The organism is Paraburkholderia sp. GW821-FHT02A12 (assembly GCF_059422005.1).
In genome coordinates this window covers 1216127-1241571 of the sequence record NZ_JBWKWA010000001.1, presented here as the reverse complement: position 1 = coordinate 1241571, position 25445 = coordinate 1216127, and the positions used below count along the sequence as shown (strand labels likewise).

The window sequence follows — 25445 nt, the reverse complement described above, 5'->3', positions numbered from 1 at the left end:
CAAACGCGAGCCGAATTGCTGCGCCATCTCGTTGTCGGGCAACTAATCGCGAAGCGCCCCCGCCCCGGCGCTCCTCATTTACATTCCCTTAGCGCTTCTTGGCGCGGCAGGTGATGCGATCACCCCCGCTTCGCCGACTTGGCAATCAAAGCCCCGGACAAGGGATCAACCATCATCGCGGTCTCTATGCCAACCATCGGCACAACAGTGGCAACGGTGGCGGCTGAAAAGTCTCCCCTAACAACGAAAGGTCTAGCCGGGATTGCGGTCGTCGCCCAGCGGTCGGCGCCCGACACCATTCCCAGGCCGAGGGCGACCGCGGCCTTGCTCGATTCAACGGCATCCGTCAACTTCTTGAGCTGAACTTTAAGCTTTGTAATTGTTTGTGCCTTCTGTTCGTCTTGTTGTTTTGCATCGGATAACTGCCCTAGTATCTCCTGCATCTGTTTGATAGCGTCATCCCTTTCGTTCGCAAGCTTCGCTGCCTCCGCTTCTGCCGATCGGAATGCGCTGGCAAGGTCAGTCCTCTTCCTTGAACACGAATGATGCGGCGATCAGAATCAGGCCACTCCAGAGAAATACCTGCCCGAATATTCCGCTTGTCCCGAAACCGCCGCCAACCATCGCGGCGCTCACGTAGTAAAAGAGCGTGCCCATCTTGATCCCCTAGAGGAACCCCCGGCACGATTGTTTCAGCCACTATACCGCGTTGCGTCCCGGCTGGATCAACGCCGGCGCACAAACCTCTCGCGTTCAATCTGGCCCTCCTCCGCGCGGTCAATGCAGCATCGGCGCACACATTGCCGCGATGTCGGCGTCGAGGCCCTCAGCGTTTCGTCTATCGAACTATGAAGAAAAGCCGGGTGCCATGTTGCGCGCCGCCAGCGCCGCGGGTTCCGTGCGGATGACTCGCAGGAAATTGTCCTTTCAGCATTAGCGCGGGTTCGCGAGGTAGTGCTCGCCACTTCTTCGCCACTGCGTTCCGCTGCCCCGTCCGGAACCAGGCAACACCATCGGCTCAGAGCGCCTTGGGCCAAGCGACTGGTTACGGAACGTGAGTGTCAGTGCGGGCCGGTCGGATGCTATCGGTAAACGATGCGGCCAATGCCGGCGGCTGGCGTGCGACGGCGTTGGAGAGCCAGCCATCGACCCGGAGCGGCCGGTGGATAGGCAATTGCAGCCATGCTAGGCATGCATTCGGCGTGACAAAGGACGGGCGAGGAACGTCAGCATTGGTAAGCCGCATTGTCTATGCGGCGGCTGCGCGATATTCTTTGACGGTTATCATCATACGGATAGCCGGTACGTCAAATGAACATCGGCTCTTTTCTTGCAGCGGTAGTTAAGTCACCGTTCAGCACGGAGGCACGCGAAACGCTAGGTGGGCGATCCTTGACACTTGGCATGTTGGAAGAGGCCATGCAAAAGGGCCGGTGGGAATCGTAACCGCCTTAACTTCCAAGGTCCGAACGCGGTTTGTGTTTGCTGCCTGCACTCGCGGCTTAAGCGTTTTCAGGTTGGGGCGATTTCATGTGGCAAAGAAATCGCATCTCACCTCGTGCCGGAGAAATGGCGACGCAAGATGATCGCGAGCAACCCGACTAGAATGGCGGGCGCCAATTGGAGATGAATATCGAACCGTGACGCGAAAAACCCCACCGCCGGCATCATCCAAGCCGCCGCGAGCGCAATCGACTCGACGCGGCCCAATGCGACTGTTTCGGCATCCCGGAGAAGAAACACGATCGGCAACGCGAGCCACGCAAGATCGTAGTACATAAAATACGGTTGAACGAGCAGCGTCGTGACCACCAAGGCCGCAGCGCGCAGTTCTAACCTGGCGCCCTTGACCCATAGATAAGCCATCGCGATCGCAGCCGGCACCGCCACGACGGCGTGGGTAATATATGCCATCCGTACGGAAAGCCCTGCGAACCGTCCGACCGCGAATAGGGTCGGCATTCCACTCCACAATTCGTGACCGTGTTCGATGGCAATCCTGTTGAATTCTGGCAGGAATGAAGCAAACGCGATCCACGCCTCGCGACCTAATGCCAGCGCGCTGATACCAACAAACGCAATGCTGCATACACCCGCCGATGCCAGTGCTTTCCACTCCCGCCCACAAATCAACGCGACGGGAAACAGAATGCCGAATTGCGGCTTGATGGTGAGCGCGGCAATGCACGCGCCGGCGAGTATCGGACTTGATGAGAGCAGCGCGAGCGCGCCGCCGGCGATAGCCGTCGTGAGGAGCGAATTTTGACCGGTAATGATCGCGACGGCGACACCTGGAAATGCGACCATCGCTATGAATGCGCTTCGGTTGATCTTGTGAGCAATCCTCGCTATTGTCGCGCCGTATGCGGCGATGCCGATTGCGAGAAATACGATGAGCGCGAGGCCAAATGACAGCAATCCAAGCGGGAGGACGACGAGCAGGAATGTCGGCGGGTACGGCCATGGCGCAAACGACTCATGCGGCCATAGCGCCGACTCAATGGGACGCATCCAATGCGCCGAGAACACGGCCGCCGCTCCATGTTCGAGTGCGACGCGCGCTGCGGACCAAAAGATTACGAAATCAGCTCCGACCATTGGGGCTGACCGGTCGGCGAGCGCGTAATATCGAAAGCCCGAGATCGCAAGCACAAGGCATTGGGCTGCAAGTGCCGCAAGCCCATAGATCAAGATGCGCCGTTCGCTGATTCGTTTGACTGACGATGTTGATGTAACCGGCATGGCCGCCCCGTTTTCCTCAACCCGCACCCAACGGCTCCAGCAGATTGCCCAGCGCCGCGGCCGTAACCGGGCGCGAGAACCAGAACCCCTGCGCTTCGTCGCAACCGAGCGCCTCCAGCTGCGCGGCCTGCTCGGCCGTCTCGACGCCTTCGGCAGTCACCCGCAGTTTCAACGCATGCGCCATCGCGATGATCGCGCCCACCAGCGCCGCGCATTGCGGATCGGTGGTCATGCGCATCACAAACGAGCGGTCGATTTTCAGGCGATTCAGCGGAAAACGCGTTAGGTACGCGAGACTCGAATAGCCCGTGCCAAAGTCGTCCACCGCGACTTCAACGCCCAATTCACGCAACGCATGCAGCGTTTGCAATGCCTGCTCGGTGTCGTCAAGCAGCACACCTTCGGTGATTTCCACTTCCAGATACGAAGGGTCGAGCGCGGCTTCTTCCAGCGCCTCGCGAATCGTCGAGAACAGGTTGTGCCGCTGGAACTGCTGCGGCGACACGTTCACCGCCACCCGCGGCAAGGTGCCGGTGAGCCGCAGCAATTTGCCCGCATCCCGGCACGCGGTGCGGATCACCCATTCGCCAATGCGCTCGATCAGGCCCGCCTCCTCCGCGACCGGCACGAATTCGACCGGACTGATCAAACCACGCTGCGGATGATTCCAGCGCAGCAAGGTCTCCACTTGCGCGATGCAGCCGGTTGCGAGCGTCACTTGAGGTTGATACACGAGATGCAACTGCTGACGCTCGAGCGCGTCGCGCAGCATCGTCTCCAGTTCGAAGCGGCGCGCCGCCTGGCCTTCGAGCGCGGCGGAAAAACGCCGCACCGCATTGCCGCTCACCGCCGAAGCCGCCGACAACGCCACGCCCGCGCGACGCATCAGCGTCGGCGCGTCGCCGCCATCGTCCGGATAAGCGACGATGCCGATGCTCGCGGTGATGTTCAGCGCGGTGCCTGCATAGTCGATCGATTCGGCAATGCGGGCGAGTGCTTCCGCGGCGAATGCATCGGCGGCCGCGCCGCTTTCGGTGATCAGCAGCGCGAATTGCGTGCCGCCGATCGAGGCGATCGTACCGTCGTTGGGAAACAGACCGCGCAACCGTTCGCCGACGATCTGCAACACCAGCTCGGCCGCGTGCAAACCAAGTGCGTCGCGCAGTTTGCGCAGATGGTCGAGTTCGGCGATCAGCAGCGTAAAACCGCTGCCGGTCCGCTGACAGCGCGCGATTGTCAGATCGAGGCGTTCAGTGAATAGCGTCTGATTGGGCAGACGCGTCACGCCGTCGTGATGCGCGACGTACCACAGTCGCGCCTCGGACTGCGCATAACGCGTCATGTCGATGGCGATGCCGACATAGCGCGGCGCCACATCGCCGGGAAGGTCCGGTTCGGCAACCAGTGGCGCCAGTGCAAGAACCACGCGGACGGGCGTGTTGTTGCGCCGTATGCAGGTCCATTCGCCTTCGTAGCGCGAGGTTACGGCGGCCAGCGCCGGCCATTCGGCGCGGCGCCTGGCAAGTTCGGCGGGATCGTGCAGTGACTCGAGGGTGCGAAGGCCAACCAGTTCTTCGGCGGCAAAACCCGTCAGCCGTTCGAAAGCGGCGTTGACACTGTCGAACGTGCCGTCCGCGGTGCAGATAAACATGCCGTATGGCGCCGCCAAAAGCGCGGCATCGCGCGTGCGCGTTTCGGCGTAGGAGGGATCTTGCATCGCGCCGGCCTTTGATTTTCCTGAGTATGGGAAACGAATTGAAGCGTTCCTGACGCGGACGGCAAAGACAGCGCGGCCGACAGGGTGGTGCGATCCTCCATGCAACCGTGCGTATGATAACGGCTTTCCTGGCCGGACATTATCGTGGTGGATCGACTCCCAAACCAGTGAGGATAGTGCGGTCAGGCGCCGCTTCGAGCGCGTGGAGAGTGCGCTATATCGGCACGAGGCCCGCAGTGGCGCGGGCGTGCCGTCGGTCCTGCTAGCCGCGCTTCTTAAGACGCCGATGGCGCGCGCGGCAACGCGGCTTCGATGAACACCGCGCACAGCGCTTCCATTCCCCTGGCATCTTCCTGGTCGAAGCGTTCGACGATCGGGCTATCGACGTCCCACACGCCGATCAGCGTGCCGTCCGGTGCGACGAGCGGCACGACGATTTCCGATTGCGATGCGGAATCGCAAGCGATATGGCCGGGAAATTCATGCACGTCGCGCACGACTTGTGTCTGGCGAGTCTGCGCGGCCGTGCCGCACACACCCTTGCCGAGCGCGATGCGCACGCAGGCAGGTTTGCCCTGAAACGGCCCGACCACGAGTTCGCGGCCGTCGTGGAAGTAAAACCCGGCCCAGTTCAGATCGCTCAACGAATGAAACACGAGCGCCGAAAAGTTCGCGGCATTGGCGACCCAGTCGGTTTCGTCGGCGAGAAGCGCGCGCGCCTGGGCAATCAGTCCTTCGTATTGGGCGGCTTTAGGCAGATGCGAGGCTGAGGAAACTTCGAACATGACGGTGTCCGTGGTGAAAGCGGAAAGAGGAACAAGCAGGCGTGCAGTGTAAAGCAAGCCGTCATTTCATTCACGGCTCGAGCCGCCACGCATGCCGGTCTCTTTCCGCCCTGTCTGCTTCAGGCGTTGCATGGACCGAAACCGTCACGCTTCGCTCGCGCTTCAGTCGCGCTTCAGTCACGCTTCAGTCACGCTTCGCCGCCGCGAGCGCTGCTTCGATCATTGATCGACGCCGATGATCACGCTCGACGCCTTGAAGATCGCCGTTGCCGGTTTGCCGTTCGCGAGACCGAGGCGCTCGACGCTTTCGTTGGTGATGATCGCGGCGATCTGCGCGCCGCCCGCGGTGATCGTCACTTCCGAATTCACCACGCCCTTCGTCACCGCCGACACCGTACCGGTGATGCAGTTGCGTGCCGACACCTGGCTCTTCGCCACGTCGACCATCACGATCACCGACGAAGCCTTGACCAGCGCGAACGCCGGTTTGCCTGCCGCGAGCCCGAGCGAAACCGCGCTGCCGTGCGTGATGATCGCCACGATCTCGAGACCGTCCTGAGTGCGCAGCGTGACTTCGTCGTTCACTGCACCGTGTTTGACTTCGGCCACTTCGCCGGCGAATTGATTGCGTGCGCTGGTTCGCATGAGTGATCTCCTGATGATGCGGCCTCGATAAACAATTCGAGGCTATCGGTCGAATGTGAAATCGAGTGTATCGGAACATACGCCGCGCGACACCGTATCATCGAACCCCCGGCCCCCTTTTTTGACCATTCCCGTCGAACCCATGCCTGCTGCCGTCACATCCCGCCTTGCAACTGTGTTCCCGGCCGCCTGGCGCGCCGCGCGGCGTACCGCCCATGCCAGCCTGCTGCGCGCCCTCTACAGCGTCGCGCTGTGCACCGCCCTCGCCGCCTGCAGCAATCCCGCGCCGACGCGCGAAGCGCACGCGCCAGCCGACACCGTCACGCTGTTCCCGATCGCCAATTACGACCAGAACGTCGATCACTGGCTCGAACCGGACAGTCCCGGTCACGACCAGCCGTTCCTGAGTCCCGCCGATCAGCACGCGCATTTCAAGGCGCTCTACGCGCGCTACTTCGGCACCGGCACGAACGCGCCGTCGCCGTGGAATTCCGCTTTTGTGAGCATGCGGGTCTATCGCCAGCAAGGCGCCGACATTGCCGCGTTGCAGCAACGCCGGTTCGCCAAATACGACAACACAGGCAAGACCGGCGCCGAGCTGGGCTACGGCGAGAATTTCCGGCCGCACGACAAGGCGTGGATCGACGCGATCGCGCACAACATGAACGTCGGCCAGTTCGAGCAGGCGTCCGCCTATCGGCCTGAGCGCCGCGCGATCGCCACGGGGAATCTGATGGCGCGCGAGCTGCCGACCATGGACCCGTCGTTCTACGACCATCGCCTGGCCGGCGAAGGCTATCCGTTCGACAACCTGCAAATCTCGGCGGTGCGTCCGGGCTCGCCGCTGTATGTGCTGGGTACGAGCGTCGACGGCGCGTGGGCCTACGTGCAGACGCCCGACGTGCAAGGCTGGGTGCGCAGCGACGGCGTCGGCATGACCGACGACACCTTTGTCGACACCTGGCGCGCGGCCACCGGCAAGTCGCTGGGCGCGGTGACGGTGGCCTCGGCGCCCGTGCGAGACAGCCACGGCGTGTTCCGCTTCGCTGCGCCGGCCGGTACGCTGCTGCCGCTCGCGCCTGAAAACGCCAGGCGGCCCGCCGGCAAGAACGCCAACGCGACCGCAATCGGGAACGCAATCATGACCGCAATCGGTAATGCGGACCAGCCCGCCGCCCGCCAGCTCCTGGTCCCAGCTCGCGATGTGGACGGCCATGCGACTATCCGCACCGCCCAGCTCGACGAAGCGCAAATCGCCCCGCTACCGCTCGCCGCCACGCCGCGTCATCTGGCGATGCTGATGAAAACGCTGATCGGGCGGCCGTACGGCTGGGGCAATAGCGGGCTCTACAACGACTGTTCGTCGGATCTCCAGAGCATCTTCGCGGCGTTCGGCGTGTGGCTGCCGCGCCATTCGTCGACGCAGATGAGCGCCGGGCGCATGGTCGATCTGTCTGCGTCGACGCCGGCGCAACGGCTCGACTACCTTGCGCAGCACGGCGAACCGATGCGTACGCTGATCTACATCGGCGGCCATGTGATGCTGTACATCGGCAACACCACCCGCAACGGCGTCGCGGTCCCGGTCGTCTATCAGGACGTGTGGGGCTTACGTCCGGCCGACAATAGCCGGCGCGCGGTGATCGGCGGCTCGGTGATTCTGCCGCTGTTCGAACACATTGCGGAAGACGCCGCGCTGCAATCGCTGGCGGCAACCCCGACGTTCCAGATCAGCATCCTCGGCGCGCCCGCCAGCGGCGCAGCGACGCCGCCTGACGACGACAACCCGGCCGGCTAACGAGGTCGAGCAAGGGTTGGGCTCAAGAGTTGGACGCAAAGGCTGTGCACGGGTTGAGCACGGATCAGGCGTGGATTGAGTGCATTGAAGCGAACGCTGACGCCCGCGCCCGAAAATATTTTTTCCGGAGTGTCGATCCAACCGCACGCCAGTCGTCGTAACGTTGAAGACCCGGCTCGCGCAGCGGGGCTTTCAACTCTCGAACCTGTTACTTCAAGGAGTCGCCGTCATGTCCAGCCCCGTCAAACCGATCCCGGAAGGGATGCACTCGCTCACCCCCTATCTGATTTGCGCCAACGCCGCGGACGCCATCGCGTTCTACACCAAGGCGTTCAATGCTGTCGAACAAGTCCGCCTGCCGGGCCCGGACGGCAAGGTCATGCACGCCTCGCTGAAAATCGGCGACTCCACGCTGATGCTGACCGACGAATGGCCTGAGCATCGCGCCGTCGGTCCGAAAACGCTGGGTGGCTCGCCGGTCACGATTCATCTCTACGTCGAAGATGTCGACGCCAGCTTCAAGCAGGCCGTCGACGCGGGCGCGACCGTGACGATGCCCGTCAGCGACATGTTCTGGGGCGACCGCTATGGCCAGATCCAGGATCCGTTCGGCCACAACTGGTCGCTCGCGACACATACGCGCGATCTGACGCCGGAACAGATTCAGCAAGGCATGCGAGACATGAAGTAAGCGGCGCGCCCGGCCGCAAGACCGCGTTCTTTGATAGGATCGTCCTCGACCCATAAACGGCGGGATATGAACGGTGCGCGTCAACCATCAGGCTTTCTTCTGCTCGCTGTTTGTCGCGCGCCTCGCCGATCAGATCCTGCTGTTTCTCGTGCCGCTCGTCGTGTTCCAGACGACGCACAAAGTCTCGTGGTCCGGCGTCGCGTTCTTTGTCGAAACGCTGCCGCGCTATCTGGTGTTTCCGTTCTTCGGCGCGTTGTGCGACCGCATCTCGCCGCTCAAGCTGATGCGCGTGAGTCAGACCGTGCGCGCGCTGGTGTGTTTCGGCGGCGTGCTGGCTTATGCGCTGTTCGGCGGAATCGGCTGGCTGATCGCGCTATCCGCATTGTGCGGCGTGCTGACGAGCCAGGGCCTGGTCGCCCGCGAAGTGATGCTGCCGCAGATCTTCAGCACGCAGCAGTTTCAGCGCGTGCTGGCTTACTCGCAATTGGCCGATCAACTCGGGTTCGTCCTCGGCCCGATGCTGGCCGCGCTGCTGCTCGGGCTGTGGCGCTGGGAATGGGTGGTCGGCGCCACCGGCGCGCTGTTTCTGCTCGCCGACGGCGCCCTTTTGCTGTGGCAACGCACGAGCGGTTTTAGCGCCGGCGCTCCGCCGCGCGTCGAACCCGGCCACTGGACGCGGCCGCTGCGCACCGCGCTGCGGCATGTGCTGCTTCTGCCGGGCCTGAAGAAAGTCGTGCTGCTCGCCGCCGCCGAAAACCTGGTGATCGGCGTGACGCTCGCGACATCCGCCGCCATGGTGACCGGTATTCACGCGCAATCGAGCCGCTACTACGCCGGGCTGCAAACCGCCGGCGCGGTGGCCACCGTGCTGATCCTCCTGACGATCGCACGCACCTCGTGGCCCGCGCAGATGCTGGGCCGGGTCGCCTTCGTCGCGATCTGTGCGGGCGGCGTGATCGCCGGTGCGAGTGCGGACCATCGCGGCTATGCGCTCGGCTTCCTGCTGATCGTCGGCTTCGACAAGATGTTCAACGTCTACATCCGCAGCGCGCGGCAAAAAATCATCCCGCCGCAGGACTACGGCAAAACCATCGGCGTCATCATCCTGTTGAACAACATGACGCAGCCGCTCGCCGGTTTGCTGGTCGGCGTGTTCTCCGGACGGGCGCAGACCGGCTGGCTGATCGTGGCGCTGTCGCTGGCGATGGGCGGCATCGGCGCGGCGGTGTCGATTGGCGCGGCGCTGCAGCGGCGCAGGCGCGCGCTGGCGGTTGGGGAATGACGTGGGGCGTTTGTTTGTTTGCCTGCTGCGCGGGCAAACAAAAAGTGGTCGTGGACTTGTCCACAGAAAATGTTGAAAAGGCTGTGGACAAATCACACCCTGTGATAAACAGCCCCGCCGCACAAGGCTTTCCGGGCGGCGTGTGGGGAAAATTCCGTCCCCCACGCGCCCTCAAACATCCATTCCCCCACGTTTCCCACACGCTGCGGTGCGGCGAAACCTTCGTCCCCCTACAGAAGGACCGTCCTACATATTAGACATGTGTCTCGTTTGAGATTCAAGCTAACGGCGCCCCTTAACGCGGACTAACAAGACAAGTGACTTGTCTAAAGTCCAGGCAGGTGTAGTTGTCGATGCTGCGGTGCACGTCGAGTGGGCGACGTCCCTCGCGTTCCCCCACGGCACGCTAGAACTGCGCCGTGGCCTGCACGCCGACCGTCACGCGCGAGGTCGGGAAGCCGCTAGATTTGTAGACCGGCGTCCCGACGAACAGGTCATAGGAGAGACCGACAAAGCGTGAAGGCAGACCACCGCGGATGCCGATCACCGCACCCGCCAGTTGCGTTCCGGCCAGAAACGCCGTGTTCGGCCCGAAAACGCGGCCATAGTCGATTCCCGCGTACAGCGCCTGTCCCGTCTGTCCGATAGGCCATTGCAGCTCGTTGCGCCAGTAAAAACCTTTCTCTGCCGCCAGCATGGTTTCGCCGTCGAAGCCCCGCACCGTGTAACGGCTGCCGGTGGTCAGGTTGTCCAGGTAAAACAGCGTGTCGTTGGTGAACCGCCCGTGAACGGTCGTTACATACCGGAAGTTCTGGCTGGCGACGGCAAACGGCACCGACAGGTTCGCGTCGAGCACGGCCATGTGGTAACGGTACGTGGGGCCATCAGGATACGGGTCGGGCGTCGCGCCGAATCCACCAACACCCTGGCGATACGCGAGCGTGCCGTCGAACTGCGCCGCGCCAAAGTAGTGCCGGTCGGTCAGCCCCGCCTCGATGAACGTGTTGTTGCGCCGCTGCTGCGGTATGTCCGTGTCGTCAATGAAGCTCTCACCGAAGCGCTTCGATAGCTGGAATTCCACGCCGAACACGTCGCTCTGGCTACGCCTCAGTACGCGCGCGAGCAGTCTGCGAATTGCCGCTGGACACGAAGGTCTGGTTCACGCCCGCAATGTTCTGGTAGTAGGTGTTCGTGTTGCCGGACAGCGTGGCCGTCCAGTAGCCCCATGGCACGGAATACGAGCCGTTGAACCCGTGCGAGCCGAGCGACTTGTTGCCGAACGACAGGTCCTGATTCGCGCCGACCATGAACACGTCATTCAGGCCAAGCGGGTTGTCGATGCCGAGGCTTACGTTACCCTGCCACTTGCCGGTCGCGTCCGTGCCCGAGTTATCGACGGATGCAACAAAGCTCCACGTCTTCGAGCGCTTCACGGTCACGACGACATCGCTTTCGCCCGGTGTGTCGGTCGGCTCGATCTTCATGTCCACGTCCTGCGACGCGACGCGCTTCATCTGCTCCAGCCCCTGCTCAAGATCGCGCAGGTCCAGCAGGTCGCCGTCGCGGGCGGGGAATGCGGATTTCAGGGTGCCGCGCGTCTCAGGGTCGGCAAAGCGGAGCTGGTGCACGACGCCAGGAACGAGCGCGAATGCCAGCGTGCCGCCTGACAGGTCCTGCTGGGGGACGAGCACGCGCGTCGTCACATATCCACGGCTCAGGATCGCCTGCTGCAGCCCCTTGGTCAGCGTGTCAATGCCGGACTTGCCGACACACTGCCCCCTGTAGTGGTCGAGCCATTCGCGCGCGAAGGCGAACGGGTCCAGTGCTAGGGCCGAGCCTCCCTTGCTGCGCACGGCATCGGGCAGCGTCGTCGGGACATCGAGCGCGAACGTGCTGATGCGGAAGCATGGCGTCTCGACCGGCAGCAGCGGATAGCCGTCGAATGGTGGAAGGGTCGAACGCACTGCGGGTGCCTGCACGGTCGCGTCGCGCTGCTGTGCGTCGCGCTGCTACTGGATTTGCTGGTTCTGCTCGGCGTTGGCCCGTGCGGCAGCGGCTTCATCGGCTGGCGTCGGCGCATGCTGTGCGTAGATAGGCTGACCTGCCAGCGAGGCGGATGCTATCAACGGAAGGGCACACAGGACTTTGCTTGTGCGTATGCATTGTTGTTTTGTCATGCCTGTCTGGTTACCAGCCAAATCCCAATAAAAATCGCTACTGCGCCGGCTATCTGCGTCGGTTTTAACATCTGCTCATGCAGCGCTGTAAACGCGAGTACAACGAGAATCGAGACCGCGACCATCAACGGATAGGCCAGACCCAAACTCGCTTTACGAAGTGCAAGCGCATAGAGCACAAAGCCGATTCCGTAAGAGCCCATCGCGCCTGCGCGAAGCAAAAGCGGCATCACCCATTCACCTGCTGAGGGTGCTGCGGCGCGGAGTGCGGCGAGCCGTAACAGAACACTCGCCAGCCCGCTTAACATGCCACTGGCAATCAATGCGATCAATGACATGATTAACCCGCCGCGGCGGGAGAGCGCCCCTGTGTTTCAACGCGCGCCTGATCGGCTTGCGCATGCGAAAAGATATGCCCAAACCGGCTAGCAGCGTTCAATGCAACGAGTACAACTGCTGGAAAAGCGAGGGATAAGTTGCGGACTTCGTCCGTATAGCCGAAGAGAAGAAACAGCAACGCAACTGGCAGAAAGGATGCAAAGAAATATCTTCTATAGCGAGCGCCCGTTTCCTGCCAGGCACGGCGAAAGAACACGATCGCAGGTACGAGGATCAGCGGATTCTGCAGGCTCGGCGTCAGGATGCCCTTGGCAATGAGGTTATAGAAACGAGCATATGACTGGGGGGTGATCCAGAACAGCAGATTCTCCTTCGCGTGAAATTCGACGAAGCCGCCGCCATTCGCTTCATAGCCTCCCGTGATGAAATGTCGGCTGACGAGGCAACACGCCAGTTGGGCCACCAACCAGCCGATCCGTCTGCGCATCGAAACGTCCTGTGCGTGAAGGAAGAACAATCCAAGCGGCACGAGGAAGAACGTTTCCTTGTTGAACGAGAAGAACGCAATGACCAGCGTGCATGGAATCATCCACCGCTTGAGCAGCAAATAGCACGCGCTGAACACACCCAGTATTTCGATGAAGTCATAGTAATACGCGCCTTGCTGGAACGTAAGTGGATAGATGAAGCTGAAGCCGGCCAGAAACCCCAGTGACTGCCCGAATGAAAAGTCGTGCATCCGCGCGAGCTTGTAGACCAGCCATAACGCGAGAACCATTGACAACACCACGAAGAAATACACAACGTGATACGCGATCGCGACATTCGGCGTCCAGAATACGTCTGGAACGCCGCTGAAGTAGCTATGATGCAATGAGTCATAGCGGGTAATGGACTTGTACAACTTCTGCTGAAGCGTTGGACTGAGCTGACCAGCCATCCGTTTTGCAATTTTGGCAAAAGTTGACCGATAGACGTACGGCTTCGGTGCTGTCCCTTCCATCATGCTGATCAGAGTAAGGCTTTGTGCATAGCCGACCATATTGTGGTCGTCGCGAAACCCGAACTTCAGCAGAACGCTGTTGGTTATGTTTCCGGCGCAAACCAGTAGCATTACGAATACGATCGAGAACCGGCAGAACGCAAGCATCCTGTTTCTGTTTTTCAAATTCATTTTCGACACCCGTCAAAACTGCATAAAGTGAGCCGTCATCATGGCGGCTAGCATGATCAGAATCGTGAAGAGACTGCCGTGATCTTCGATTAGGCTAACGACTGGATCGTCATTCATCGCGCCTCGCACTGTCTTGATCCACAGACGCGCGAACAGTGCGATCAACCCGACGGCGATAATCCACAGCAAGTCCGGGATTGCATATCGGGATGCTGTTTCCGGTGCGTTAATGAAAAGACCAAAGACGATCACAGCCGCCAGCGACGAGCCGATGCCGAGCGGCCACAGCACCTCAAGATCAGCGACTTTATAATCGCGCCCTACCGTGCCGGCGTTACCGCTGTCACGCAAGGACACCAGTTCAGAACAGCGCTTGACGAGCGCGAGGCTCAGGAACGCAAAGACTGAGAACGCGAGCAGCCAGCGACTTATGCTGACGTGAACTGCCACCGATCCCGCGAAAATTCTCAACGTATAAAGAAGCGACAACGCGATCACGTCGATCACAACGCGCGTTTTCAAAAACCAGCTATAGGCAGTGGTGAGAACCAGATATAGCACCAGCATTGCCGCAAACATGCTCGACGTTGCGAACGCCAGCGCTAGCGATACAGTGAGGAGCACCCCAGCACACAGGAGTCCACTGGATATCGACAATGCTCCGCTCGCGAAGGGGCGTCCCCGCTTGCGAGGATGCCGGCGATCGCTTTCCAGATCCCAGATATCGTTCGCGATGTAGGTCGCGGACGAGCCCAGCGACATCGCCACAAACGCAATCGCGAGCGTAATCAGTTTTCCGATATCGAAGAAGGAAAAAGCCGTCAGCAAGGGGACGAAGAGCAGCAGGTTCTTGAGCCACTGATGAACGCGCAATGCCTTTAACCAGATTGACAGACCCGCTTTCCTGTTGGGGAACTCTCGCTCGATAGGTACATACGCACGAACCGAAGCAGCCAGACGTGGTGAGACGCCCGCCAGTATGGCCGCCTGAGCCCCCAACCATACCGGTAGGTCGGCATGACTGTCACCCGCGTAGACGAATCGCTCGCCGAGGTATTCGCGTGCTCTTTCCAGCTTCGCCAGTCCCTTCAGGTTGATGCTTTCCTCCGTAGCCAGCACCTCGTCGAAGAGCCCAAGATGCGCAGCCACGTTCTTTGCAATTGAGCTATGCGCGGCGGTGGCAAGAATGATCCTGCGGCCACCATGTTTCTCCTCGGCCAGATATTCGATCAAGGCTTCGCGATATGGCAGGTGTGCGGCGGCAAGATTGGAGCGTGCAGCAATTGCGGCCTTGAATGCCGGTAGTCCTTTCAGAAGCCATATCGGCAAGCGGATAAGGTTCAACGGATTCCGCTTTATGGCCAGGATGACGGATTCCACCAGCGTGTCCGTCAATGTCAGCGTTCCGTCCAGATCCACGACGAGTGGTAAATCAATAGTCTTTTGCACCAGCTCTCGATATTCAAAAATCTTTAGATGAAGCGAATTCGCGGCAGAAGGAGCCGTTTCGGAGATGCCCACAGTGCGCAGTTGCTCCTCGATCGGAGCCTGCGCGTATTCATCGCCGCTTTTGTCCGCTACCAGATTTGCCAGCGTCTTGTCCTTGGGATGCAACTGCCGGTTGTAACGAACCGGGAGCGACGGTAGAAATAACGGTTACTCTACTGCCGGTTTGTTCACACTACCGTCGGTGACGCGAACCATTTCGAAGTCTGCCGATCCGCCATTTTTATAGGCTAGGAAGATGTGATATTCACCGGGTTTGATTTCAAATGGTTTATCTTTGAAGATGAGATTGTTTGATTTCGATACCATTGGGAAGCTGTCGAAGATAAGGAACGGCTCATTGGACATCATGCCCGTTAGCCCACACGTCACGTAAGTGCCATTGCTACCTTCGGGCTTCTTGCGCGTGTTCGAGGTTTCGCACACGCGTGGCGTGATTGTGTCGAACTGTTTGCCGTCTTTCCTGTAGAGACGAAACAGCGGGAGGTTATTTCCGGCAGCATCACCACGGATGACTGATACCGTCGATACATTCCAGTTGCGGCCTTTAGCGTTCACCACTTGATAGGTTCCATAAAATTGCTCCAAGCTTTCCGCAGCCAGACCTTTTAGTCCCTGATTTTCATCTGCAAGATCCGGGGCAAGCACGGAGCACGCACTAACGAGTGGGAAGAGAAGCGCAGCAAGATATCGGATTTTCATGGGGGTTTTTCTCAGAGCAAATAGTTCTAGCAGTTGTTGAAATAATCTGTACTACCCGGCCACAACCGGGATCCTTGCGATCAAGACTGGTCCTGCTCGTTGTCCTTCACTTCGTAGCTCTTGCGGACCTTCTTGTAGCTGCTTTCGAAAGGCTTGATTTTTAGCAGATGCGCTCTGCTCGCATAGCCTCCCACAGCCGAGATCGCGAATCCAAGCAACAGCAAGAAGCCACCAAATGGCGCTGGCGGTACAAACTTGTAAGCGAGATACATGGTCAGCAAACCGATGACAAGCAAGCTCGTCCGAACCCATCTTTTAAAATTTCCGTCTTCAATGACCTCGATCTTCACTGCTTCCCCCTCCAGTAGTTCACGAAACTGTTCCAATAGTTATTCAAAGAATCCTGGGTCTTCTGAGCAGCCGTGCTGTTATTGAATTTATTCGCAGTCTCGTTAATAGCTGGCCCTAGCCCTGGAACTCGGTCAGACAGTTCTCCTGATATCAACCCAGTAACGCCGGATACGGTGTACTGCCCAACATTCGGTTTAACTAGCTGCGCCACTGCGTCAGCCCCGAATCCTGCAACCGTTGCAACATAAGCTGCTCCTGCGAGTCCAGCAGAGTACGGCGATGGGATTTGCGCGGCAGCAGCCGTTGCCGCACTGAACCGCCCCGCATTGGTCGAAATCATCCCAGCCGCATCTGCCGTTGTGTTACGCATAAAGTCCGCGTCGCTCTTGTCGAACTTGGTAAATGGACCCGTTACGTTCAACGATCCGCCGCCCGCTGGCATGTCATAGGCGTACTGACTAGGCACGCCCCCTGGTGACGCAGAGTTGTAATTTGCGCGGATGTACGACTGCATCGCGGCGTCGGCCTGTGCGGTAATCTGAGTAAGGATCGGCTGCCCGTCCGCTGTGGTTCCCACCGAGATCCAGCGCGCGCCCGAATCGGTCGGAGCCTGACCAACCAGCGTATCCGGTGCGCCGGACTGATGCGTGCCGTCTGCACTAATGCCCATGATGCGCATCTGGTCTTCGATCTGCGCCTCGGTGTACTTGCCGCCGCTCTTGTCTGCAAGCTGCTTTGCGAGCGTCTTTTCTTCGGGATGCAACTGCCGGTTGAACCGGTCCACGTTGTAGCCCGAGAACGCACCCGCGTCCCCGCCCACCGCAGCACCCGCGCCAGTAGCAATCGCGTTCGCCACGATGTTGCCAAGCGCCGTGTTTATGTCAGAGCTGCCAGTCGGGTTCGATCCCGCAATCGCGCCGCTCAGTTCGTTCAGCTTGCCCGCAGCGATTGAAGCGATACCCGCACCCGCCGCGCCGCCGAGTGCGTTGCCGCCCGCAAGGCCGGTCACAAGTGCCGCGCCTGCGGCCTGCATTTCCGCGCGAGCTGTGCCGCCTTCCTTCCATGCATCCATTCCGGCCTGATCGCCGTTCGCCTTCGCCTCCTCGTACTTCGACTGTGCAAAGTCACCAATGCGCCGCGAGACCGCTTCACCCGCTGCGCTCGCCGCCGCCATCATGTCCGCCTGACGCTCGAGCAGGTTGTTCACGTCCGGCAGTTTCGCAACCGAGCCGTTCGTGTCCGACGTGTCACGGTTCAGGCTCGCGATGTCCTGCGTCTGGTTGGCCGCATCGGTGACACTGGTCGTGCCCGCACTGATGCCGCTACGCGTGGTTGCGCTGTCACTACCGCTGTCGTCCTAGCTCAACATCGGCGCGCCGCCGCCTGTATTCTTGCCCGAGGTATTGCCATGGGTGCTGTAGTTCGCGCCACCGTCACCGGTCGTCACGCCTGCACTGAAACCACCCGAGTGCGCGTCGTAGCTCGACTGGTTCTGGATATCGCTGAAGGTCAGCGTCCCCGTGGACAGGTTGTTCTTCGCCGCATCCGCATCGCTCGCAATCACAGCGCCCTTGAGGTCGGTATTGCCCTTGACGCTGATGTTGAAGCCGCCGTCACCCGCCTGGATGCCAGCCTGTTCGTTCACGCTCGCGTAGCTGCCGTTCGCGTTCGCGTTGGTATGGCTGAAGCTGGCGCTGCCGCCACCCTGACTGATCGCAAAGCCACCGCCCGTGCTTTCCTGATGGGCGCTGCTCGACATCGTGTCCTGCACGCTAGCGATGTTCAGGTTGCCGCCAACATCGGCGTTCACCTGGCGACCGTTGACGTTCGAACCGATGATGTTGGTATCGCCGCCCGAGATGATCGTCGCGGTGTTCGCCGCCGTCACATGCGTACTGTTTTGCATGGCCGCGTCGCTGTTTCCGTTGCCGTGCGCCTTGGACATCGACGCGTCAACGCCGAAGCCCTGCGTACCGTAGGAGATACCGACGCTCGCGCTACTGGATTCATTCGTGCTGCGCGTCGAATCGGTATCGGTCGTGTTCACGAGATTGACCTGATTCTTTGCCGCCAGGATCACGTCGTTTGCGTTCACGTTCGAACCCGCAATCGTCAGGTTGCCGCTTCCCGGCGTGCCGTCTCCGGTAGCCACGAACGCAGCCGTGCCGCCTGCCGTGACGTTTGACCCGCGATTCGTCGTACTGTCTTCGGTGTAGGTATTCTGGCTGTGGCTGCTGCCGTAACTGAGTTCGATCTTCGCTTCCGGCTTCTGGTTGTTTGCGAGCGCGCCCAGTGCAGCGCCAGCCGCGCCGACCGAATCGTACGCGCTACTTGCCGCCGCCATGCTATGCAGTGCTGCCGCGCGATCATCCTGGCTATGGCTCGCCGCGTGCGCCTGATCTACCGTGTTGGACACTGCGTCAATCACCGGGGCCTTGATCGCGAGCGTAAAGCCGCTCTGTTTGACCTCTTGCGTCTCGTCGTGGTGCAACGTATCGACGGCAGAGTCAATCGTGACGTTCGCACCTGTGCCCGTGACGTTCTGCGCGGCGATCAGATCACTGCCCGTTACATGCAGGTCCTTGCCTGCCGCGATGTTCAGACTGCCATTGAGCGAGCCGACCGTGCTGCCGGTGTTCGTCACCTGTGTGGTGTTGGCCGTATCGGTCTGCGTCTTGCTGCCCACCGAAATGCCAATCCCGCCGCCTGTGCCGAGCCCGGATTCGTGCTTCTGGTAGTAGCTCGATGTGGTCTGCGTGTCCTGGGAGGTCGTGATGCTCACGTTGCCCGCCGCAGCCAGATTCACGTCGTTCGTGCCTGCGATGGTCGAGCCTTTGACGTTCAGGTCCTTGCCAGCGCTGACCGTGACCGTATCGCCGGACACGGTGCTGCCCACGCCGATGTTCGCCTGCGTGTTCTGCATCGTGTCGGTGGTCGAACCGTGCACGAAGCTGCCACGCTTCGATTCGGTAGCCGAGTACGAATCGTGTTCCTCGCGGCCTTCATTGATGGTCACGTTGCCGGTGGCCGCAATGGTTGACGCGCCGCTGCCCGCTGCCAGCGACGAACCCGTGAGCGTGACGTTGCCCTTGCTGGGATCGGCGCTCAGGGCCGCGAGCGTCGCATTGCCGCCTGCGGAAATATTCGTACCGACTGCCTGTTCGTCATAGCTACGGTCAGACTGCTTGCGCGTCTTGTCATCGGTTGCGACATTGTTGTAGGTCGCGGTGTTGGTGACAGTCGTTGCCGTCAGGTTGCTGCCCGCTACCACCGCCATGTCGCCGCCCGCGCTGACCGTCGCCCCCTTGAGCGTCGTATCGTTGCCGCTCTGCATCGCAAGACTGCCGCCCGCCGTGATTGCGCCGGTCTGGTTGATCGTGCTGGACGCCTCCCAATGATGGTCGGCATTCTTTGTTACCGACTGCGACGTGTCCGACTGCACGGTATCCACCGTAATGTCATGACCCGCTGCGATCTGCGCGTTACCGCCCGCAGCGATGCTCGCGCCGTGTACCGCCAGGTCATTACCCGCGACCACAAGCAGGTCACCTGTCGATGCAATCGTGCCCTGTGCGCCGAGCAGGCTCTGGCTGACCTTGCTGTTGCCGACCGCCGAGCTGAAGCCAACCGTATCAACCAGCGTCGTGTTCACGATGTCATGACCGGCGAGTACGGCCACGCGGTTGCCCGTGATCCGTCCCGACGCGTTGACTACGTCGTTTGTCGCTGAAACAACCGTCGTGCCGTTGTCCGTGCTGCTGCCAATCGAGCCGCCCCGGTTCAGGATGTTGGTTGCAGCAACAACGGTCTGCGTACCGCCCTTGATGACACCCGAATTGGTTGCGCTGCCCGTGGCGTGAATCTCCACATCATCGGCAGCAATCAGCGCACCGGTCGGCTGCAGGTCGTTCGCGTGGGCGTGGGCCAGATAGACGACCGGGGCCAGCACCTGCTGCGTGCTGCCATCCGGCAGCGTGACGGTCTGGCTGACCAGCCACACGATATCGCTGGTAAGCGCGTCCATCTGCGCGGCGGTCAGCGCCATGCCCGGTTCGAGATTGAATTCCTTCGCGACGTTCACGCCGTTGTTCATCAGCGCGCGGTACTCGTCCTCGTTGCTCGTGTAGCCCTGCAGATAGACGCGCCCCGTGAGCTGCGTGATCTGGTTGCGCACCATCTGTTCTTCGTACACGCCATCACCCAGCCGCTTGATGGTCTTCGACGGATCGAGGCCAAGTGCCCCCAGCATGTAGTCGCTCGATATGAAACTCGTGTAGCTGGTCAGTCGCGGATCGGTGACGACCAGATATGACGCGCCTGGGTCCGTGTTGAACGTGTACAGGCCGCTCGACGGCAGCGTGATACTGAGCGCGCCGCCCGGTCCACCGATGGACTGCGGCGCGTTAATAGTCTGTGTCTGGCCGGTTGCCAGGTTGACCGCCTGCGCACCTGTGCCGGTGATACCGCCCACCGTGCCATTCGCCCCGAGCGTGCCGCCCGTCGCGCCGGTCGCGGAGTTTGCCGCCGCCACGTTTGTGTTGTTGATGTCGGTTGCGCTGATCTGCACCGAGTTGTTCGCGATGATAGTGCCGCCCGTGCCGCCGATGGCAACCGGGGACAGGACAATCGACGGCTCAACCACGGTGCCGACATCGCGCGAAATGTTCTCGTTCCACGCGTAGGTCGAAACGATGTCCTGCTTCTGGTACTGGTAGAGCGTCTGGCCGGTATTGTTGACGAGCGTGCCGCCGTAGTTGCCGCTTGCCACATCGCCGTTCGCATCGGCGCTACCGATCTGGATGGAGCCGCCCGCGCCAATTGCGCTGTATGCGTTGTTCAGCGTACCGACGTTGGCGAGCACCATGTTGCCGCCCGCCATGATCTGCGCCTGCTGCGCCTGCGGCCCGGTTACCTGGTCCTGCTGCGTGGTAGTCGTCGTGTCGCGTGCGATCTCGACGCGCTGGTAACCCTTGTGCGCGTCGTTGCGCGATGCGTATTCGGTGCCGGGATCGTAGTTGACGTTGGGATCGTAGCCATCCCAATAGCTGACCGTGATCGTGCCGTCAGCGTTGGTCGTAATTGTGTTGTACCAGATCGTCTGCTGCTGGCCGTTGACATTCACAATCAGCAGCCGGTCCGTCGCGTTTGGCCCGACCTGTTCCGTGACAATCTGCGAGTTAGAGAAGGTCGTGTTAAGCGGCGTCTTGTAGCCATCGTCCCACATCGCCTGCGTACAGTAGCCCTTATCGGCATTCTGAGTCGTGCAGGCCATGTACTTGCTGCGCTTGGTCTGGTGAACCGTATCAACATCGGTTGTCACGGTCTCAACCGTAGGCGCGGGGCGGGTGTTGGTCAGCGTCTGTGTGGCTACCTCGATGTTGCCCTGCGCCTCGATGGTGGACTGGTCATTGGTGACCGAGTTGCTACGGTTGGCGAGCAGTCCGTTCACATCGCGCGTACCATCCGCCGCGATGTTGATGTCACCGAGACTGAAAATGTTCGCGCCGCCCGTGTTCGAAATGTCGCCGGGTGCGTACAGGTTCACGACCGACGCCGCCGCGATGGCCGCAGCCGCGCCCGTGTTGGCGATGGAACCGGCATTCAGCGTCACCGTGTTACCGACAATCGTTGCGGTGTTGGTCAGCGACGCGCTGTGCGTCGTCACCGAGTCGCCTTCGATGCGGCCTTCATTCGTGATCGCGTTCGCCGCATTGACCGTCGTGTCTGACGAGTTCAGGTCCGCGCCGCTCTGGTTGTCCACGTTCGCCGCGTTCACCGTCAGCGCGTTCACCGCGCCGAGCGTGCCCTGGTTCGTGAGGTTGCCCGCCGTGGTGAACGTCAGGTTGTTATTGGCCTGAATCTGGTTGGTGCCGGAGAGCGTGTAATCGCCGTTGACCGTCACTGCGCCGTCATTGCCCACAACGATCCGGCCATCGCCGGAAAGCTGGTTCGTCGTGACGCTCAGATTCTGGTCGCTACCGATTGCGCCGTTCTGGTTCGCAACCGTGCCGGCACTGACGGACACCGAACCGCCGCTGCCCGTATCGTTGCCGATCCGGCCGGACGTGTTGTCGAGCGAGGCCGCGTTCAGCGCAATCGCACCGTTGCCGTGGATCGAACCGCCCGCATTGATGACACCCGCATTGGGGCCGTTCAGCGTGACGTTGTTCGCGCCCGACAGCGAGCCGCTGGTGTTGTCTGCGAGCTGCGCGATGTCCAGCGTCAGGTCATGACCCGACACGAGCTGCGCGCCGTTCGTGTTCGACAGCGTGCCCGCGCTAACGCTGACGTCACCGTTGCCGCCAATGGTGCCTGCACCAGCGACACCACCTGCATTGCTGTTCGTGATGGTGGCCGCACTGACAGTTGTCGCACCCGATCCTGTGTTCGCGATGCGACCGTTCGCGTTATCGAGCGATGCGCCTGTGACGGCCAGCGTTGCAGCCGGGTTGTCTACCGTCGCATCCGCCTCGATCTGTCCGCCTGTGTTGTCGATTGCGCCCTGCGCCAGGGCCGCCACGTTCCCGCTGCCCTGGATCAGGCCCGCCCGGTTGTCGAGCGTGCTGGCGGACTGCACCGTTGCCGCGCCGCCTGCCGTGACCGTACCACCAGCATTACCGATGCTGACGCCCGATACCGACACGTCGCCATTACCGCCAATCAGGCCGTTGCCCGTGTTCGTGACCGCGCCGCTGGCGCTGACCGTGGTCGTGCCCGTGCCGCCGTTCGCAATGGACCCGCCATCGTTGGCAACCGACTGCGCCGAGAGGGACAGCGTGTCGTCCGCCTGGATCGTGCCGCCTGCGTTGTTCAGCGCGCCCGTGTCCGTCACCGAAACAGTCTGAGCGCCCACGTAGCCGCCCGCGCTGTTGTCCAGTGAGGCAACGCGGAGCGTCGCACCCGTCTGCGCGGCCAGCGTGCCGCCCCGGTTCGACGCCGCACCCGAGCGGACATCAAGCGCACCATTCGTCGCAATCGTCCCGCCATTGTTTGAAAGCGTACCGGCATTGACCGACAGCGTGCCGGTGCCGGAACTGGCAATCGTGCCGCCGTCGTTGACGAGCGCGGCGGGGCCGACCGCCAGGCTGTCGCTGTTGGTCTGGAGCGTGCCGCCCGAGTTATCGAGCGTGCCGGTTACGTCGACGGTCGTCGCGCCCTTACCGGTCTGCGTGATGCTGCCGCCGTGGTTGACGAGGTTCGTCGCATGCAGCGCGAGCAGGTCTGCACCGAAGTTGCCGTGGCTGTTGTCGAATGTCGCTGCAGTAAGCGTAGCAAGATGACCCGCCGCGATGGTGTTCGCGTTCGTCAGCGTCGAACCCGCGGACAGCGTGATGTTGCCGTTCGCCGCCAGCGTGCCGCCGTTGAACAGGGTCTGCACGGCGCTGGCAATCAGTGACTGCACCGCCGTGATCGAACCCGCGTTCGCGATCTGTCCGGCCTGCACGGTCACATTGCCGTTACCGCCGATGGTCCCGCTTGCGCCATTGTTCAGCAGGCCGATCGTAGTCAGCGTCAGGCCGTCCGCCCCAAGCGCCGCAATGTGACCGCCCGAGTTGTCGAGTGAGGCGGCATTGGCGGAAAGCGCGCCCGCCGCCTGCAACGTACCGCCCTGGTTCAACAAGTCACTTGTTGCCGCGACGTTGAGCGTACTTTCCGAGACAATCTGCCCATTGCGGTTGGACAGTGCGCCCGCCGTGACGGTCTGCGGACCGCCCGAGGACAGTGCCCCGCCGTCGTTCACCAGCGTCCCGGAGGCGCGCGTGTCCAGCGCGCCGCCTGCCGTCGCCGTTGCGCCCGACAGGTTCAGGTCGCCGCCACTGGCCGTGAGTGCCAGCGCACCGTTGGCCGAGGTACTGCTTCCGGCGAGATTGACCGCCGCACCATTTAGCACTGCATTGCCGCCCGCCGCGTTGCGACCTGTCGCGGTCAATGTGCCGCCCGCCGTCACCGACAGATCGCCGGACTGCGCGAGGCTGCCGTCACCGTTCACGCCCGCGCCGAGCGTGCCGGTCGATGCCACGCTGCCCGCATTGACGGTCGTGTTCTGCTGCGCGGCCAGCACGCCGCTATTCGTGAGCGTGCCGGGCGTGCTGGCGGTGACGTTCTGCTGCGCGTAGGTGGTGCCGCTGTTGTCGATGCCATCGCGAGCGGACAGGGCGAGGTTTCCACTCGCATTGGTCTGTCCGGCGAGGATGAGCTTGCCCTGTGTGGTCAGCGTCAGCTCGCCCGACTGTGCGGCCAGCACCCCCCTGGTGGATACACCCACACCCTGTTCCGTGCCCACCAGAACGATACGGTTCGCGTACATGCCACCGAGCTGGCTTACGTCGATGGACACGCCCGGTACTGGACCGTCGCCCGCGATGGGCGTTGCATTGAGTGTGTCATGGCTGATGCTGTTCGCACCGGTCACGACATTCAGGTTCTTCGCATAGATCGCGGCGTTCGCCTGTACGGCACGCGATAGAAGGTCAACCTGGTCCGTATCGCCTGCATTCAGTCCCGCGCCCTGGATGCTGATGTTGCCCCCGGTCACGCTAAAACCCGAGAGCGACCCGTCCGGTGCGAAGTTCGGCGTGCCCGTGGTCAGGATGGCCCGCGACGTGTTGATGAAGCCGCCGCCGTTCACGCTGATACCAGAGCCGTTCGCGATGACGACCTCTGCCCGCTGGCCTGCTACCTCAAGATGCCCGTTGATCTGGCTCGCTGCGCTGCTGTTGACCTGGTTGACGATGACGCGCGCAGACTGGCCGGGGCCGAAGTTTGGATTGCCGTTTATCATGCCCGCCTGCTGCGTCTGCACGATAGTGGGCGAGTTGTTCAGGATCGCGCCTTTCTGCTGCACGTCGAACTGGCCGTAGGTATTCATCGAGACGCCCGCACCCGAGGGCCGGTTGATGTTCACCTGATCGAGGCCGTTCTGTGTCTGGATGACGGACGGGGCGTGCGCGCCGCCCGGAACAATCTGTGCGCCCGACAGCGACGGCAGCGCGCCGATGAGCGCGAGCGCGGCGAACGCAATCTGCCGCAACGAAAAAATCACACCCTGTGATTTTCTGCTGCGTACCGTCGTCTGTCCCGCCTGCTTGCCGGTTGCCGTGGCGGTTTCCTCGACGGCGACAAGCATTCCTCTCAGTCGGCTGTACACCAGCCTGTATGTCTTCCGGTTCATTCTTCTGCTTCGTATTACGGATTATTGACCGGCCGTAAACTAGCGGATATCGAACCGGCAAAAGGCTAACAATTCGCAAAATTTGCAGTGCTGCAACGTTTGCATCCAAATCAGAATGGTCCTATCGAGCAGTCCGGCGAAATGGCTTATCCTGAGCGGGCAAAAAAGCCCGCACCGAAGCGGGCGAAAGCAGCCAGGTCAACGGAGGAATGTCAACACAGGCTGCGGGATAGACGGCTAAATACGCCCGGTACTCTTACACGCAACGGACTCCGAATTGCCGTAGGACAATTCCGAGAAACGGCCCAAAAAAGCAAAGGGCGACCGAAGTCGCCCTGTAGCCCGAAAACTGCCCGCGCGTGGA

The 25445-nt window shown here is 61.4% G+C and carries 16 protein-coding genes and 1 pseudogene; 3 read left to right on the top strand and 14 right to left on the bottom strand.

Annotated features, from left to right (window positions below; genetic code table 11):
* Positions 1-119: 119 nt before the first annotated feature.
* From AC07WT_RS05485 to AC07WT_RS05460, 6 genes are all read right to left on the bottom strand, one after another.
* Positions 120-443 carry a hypothetical protein gene (locus tag AC07WT_RS05485; RefSeq protein ID WP_494946331.1) on the bottom strand — a complete coding sequence of 108 codons (324 nt, stop codon included), beginning with the start codon at positions 441-443 and terminating at the stop codon, positions 120-122.
* Positions 444-519: 76 nt separating this feature from the next.
* Positions 520-657, bottom strand: a complete 138-nt coding sequence (locus tag AC07WT_RS05480; RefSeq protein ID WP_492595457.1) for a hypothetical protein — start codon at positions 655-657, stop codon at positions 520-522.
* A gap of 894 nt (positions 658-1551) precedes the next feature.
* On the bottom strand, positions 1552-2769 hold the full coding sequence (locus AC07WT_RS05475; protein ID WP_494946330.1) for a glycosyltransferase family 87 protein: 1218 nt from the start codon (positions 2767-2769) through the stop codon (positions 1552-1554).
* Positions 2759-4459 (bottom strand): putative bifunctional diguanylate cyclase/phosphodiesterase, encoded by a 1701-nt coding sequence (locus AC07WT_RS05470; RefSeq protein WP_494946329.1) that lies wholly within the window; start codon positions 4457-4459, stop codon positions 2759-2761. The genes AC07WT_RS05475 and AC07WT_RS05470 overlap by 11 nt, the downstream gene beginning before the upstream one ends.
* 275 nt (positions 4460-4734) lie before the next feature.
* Positions 4735-5244, bottom strand: coding sequence for a GAF domain-containing protein (locus tag AC07WT_RS05465; protein WP_494946328.1), 510 nt, complete (start codon positions 5242-5244; stop codon positions 4735-4737).
* Between the two features lie 219 nt (positions 5245-5463).
* Positions 5464-5889 carry a TOBE domain-containing protein gene (locus tag AC07WT_RS05460; protein WP_494946327.1) on the bottom strand — a complete coding sequence of 142 codons (426 nt, stop codon included), beginning with the start codon at positions 5887-5889 and terminating at the stop codon, positions 5464-5466.
* A gap of 142 nt (positions 5890-6031) precedes the next feature.
* On the opposite strand from AC07WT_RS05460, the gene AC07WT_RS05455 reads away from it, so the two are divergent.
* The 3 genes from AC07WT_RS05455 to AC07WT_RS05445 all read left to right on the top strand — a co-directional run bounded on the left by AC07WT_RS05455 (position 6032) and on the right by AC07WT_RS05445 (position 9660).
* A complete protein-coding gene (locus AC07WT_RS05455) occupies positions 6032-7687 on the top strand; it encodes an SH3 domain-containing protein (RefSeq protein ID WP_494946326.1) in 1656 nt (551 codons plus the stop codon).
* 229 nt (positions 7688-7916) lie between these two features.
* Positions 7917-8378 (top strand): VOC family protein, encoded by a 462-nt coding sequence (locus AC07WT_RS05450; RefSeq protein ID WP_492595451.1) that lies wholly within the window; start codon positions 7917-7919, stop codon positions 8376-8378.
* A 73-nt stretch (positions 8379-8451) separates the two neighbouring features.
* Entirely contained in the window at positions 8452-9660 is a 1209-nt protein-coding gene (locus AC07WT_RS05445) for an MFS transporter (RefSeq protein WP_494946325.1), read from the top strand.
* Positions 9661-10066: 406 nt separating this feature from the next.
* On the opposite strand, the pseudogene AC07WT_RS05440 reads toward AC07WT_RS05445, so the two are convergent.
* From AC07WT_RS05440 to AC07WT_RS05405, 8 genes and pseudogenes are all read right to left on the bottom strand, one after another.
* A pseudogene (locus tag AC07WT_RS05440) lies at positions 10067-11837 on the bottom strand (ShlB/FhaC/HecB family hemolysin secretion/activation protein).
* Positions 11834-12175 (bottom strand): EamA family transporter, encoded by a 342-nt coding sequence (locus AC07WT_RS05435; RefSeq protein ID WP_494946324.1) that lies wholly within the window; start codon positions 12173-12175, stop codon positions 11834-11836. Before AC07WT_RS05435 ends, AC07WT_RS05440 begins: the two are co-directional and overlap by 4 nt.
* A gap of 2 nt (positions 12176-12177) precedes the next feature.
* A complete protein-coding gene (locus AC07WT_RS05430; protein ID WP_494946323.1) occupies positions 12178-13350 on the bottom strand; it encodes a hypothetical protein in 1173 nt (390 codons plus the stop codon).
* Between the two features lie 12 nt (positions 13351-13362).
* Positions 13363-14964, bottom strand: coding sequence for a UbiA family prenyltransferase (locus tag AC07WT_RS05425; RefSeq protein WP_494946322.1), 1602 nt, complete (start codon positions 14962-14964; stop codon positions 13363-13365).
* 42 nt (positions 14965-15006) lie between these two features.
* Positions 15007-15558 (bottom strand): hypothetical protein, encoded by a 552-nt coding sequence (locus AC07WT_RS05420; protein ID WP_494946321.1) that lies wholly within the window; start codon positions 15556-15558, stop codon positions 15007-15009.
* Positions 15559-15638: 80 nt separating this feature from the next.
* Entirely contained in the window at positions 15639-15908 is a 270-nt protein-coding gene (locus tag AC07WT_RS05415) for a hypothetical protein (protein ID WP_494946320.1), read from the bottom strand.
* Positions 15905-17116 (bottom strand): hemolysin, encoded by a 1212-nt coding sequence (locus AC07WT_RS05410; RefSeq protein WP_494946319.1) that lies wholly within the window; start codon positions 17114-17116, stop codon positions 15905-15907. The genes AC07WT_RS05415 and AC07WT_RS05410 overlap by 4 nt, the downstream gene beginning before the upstream one ends.
* Positions 17117-17266: 150 nt before the next feature.
* Positions 17267-25081, bottom strand: coding sequence for a hemagglutinin repeat-containing protein (locus AC07WT_RS05405; RefSeq protein ID WP_494946318.1), 7815 nt, complete (start codon positions 25079-25081; stop codon positions 17267-17269).
* Between the last annotated feature and the right edge of the window lie 364 nt (positions 25082-25445).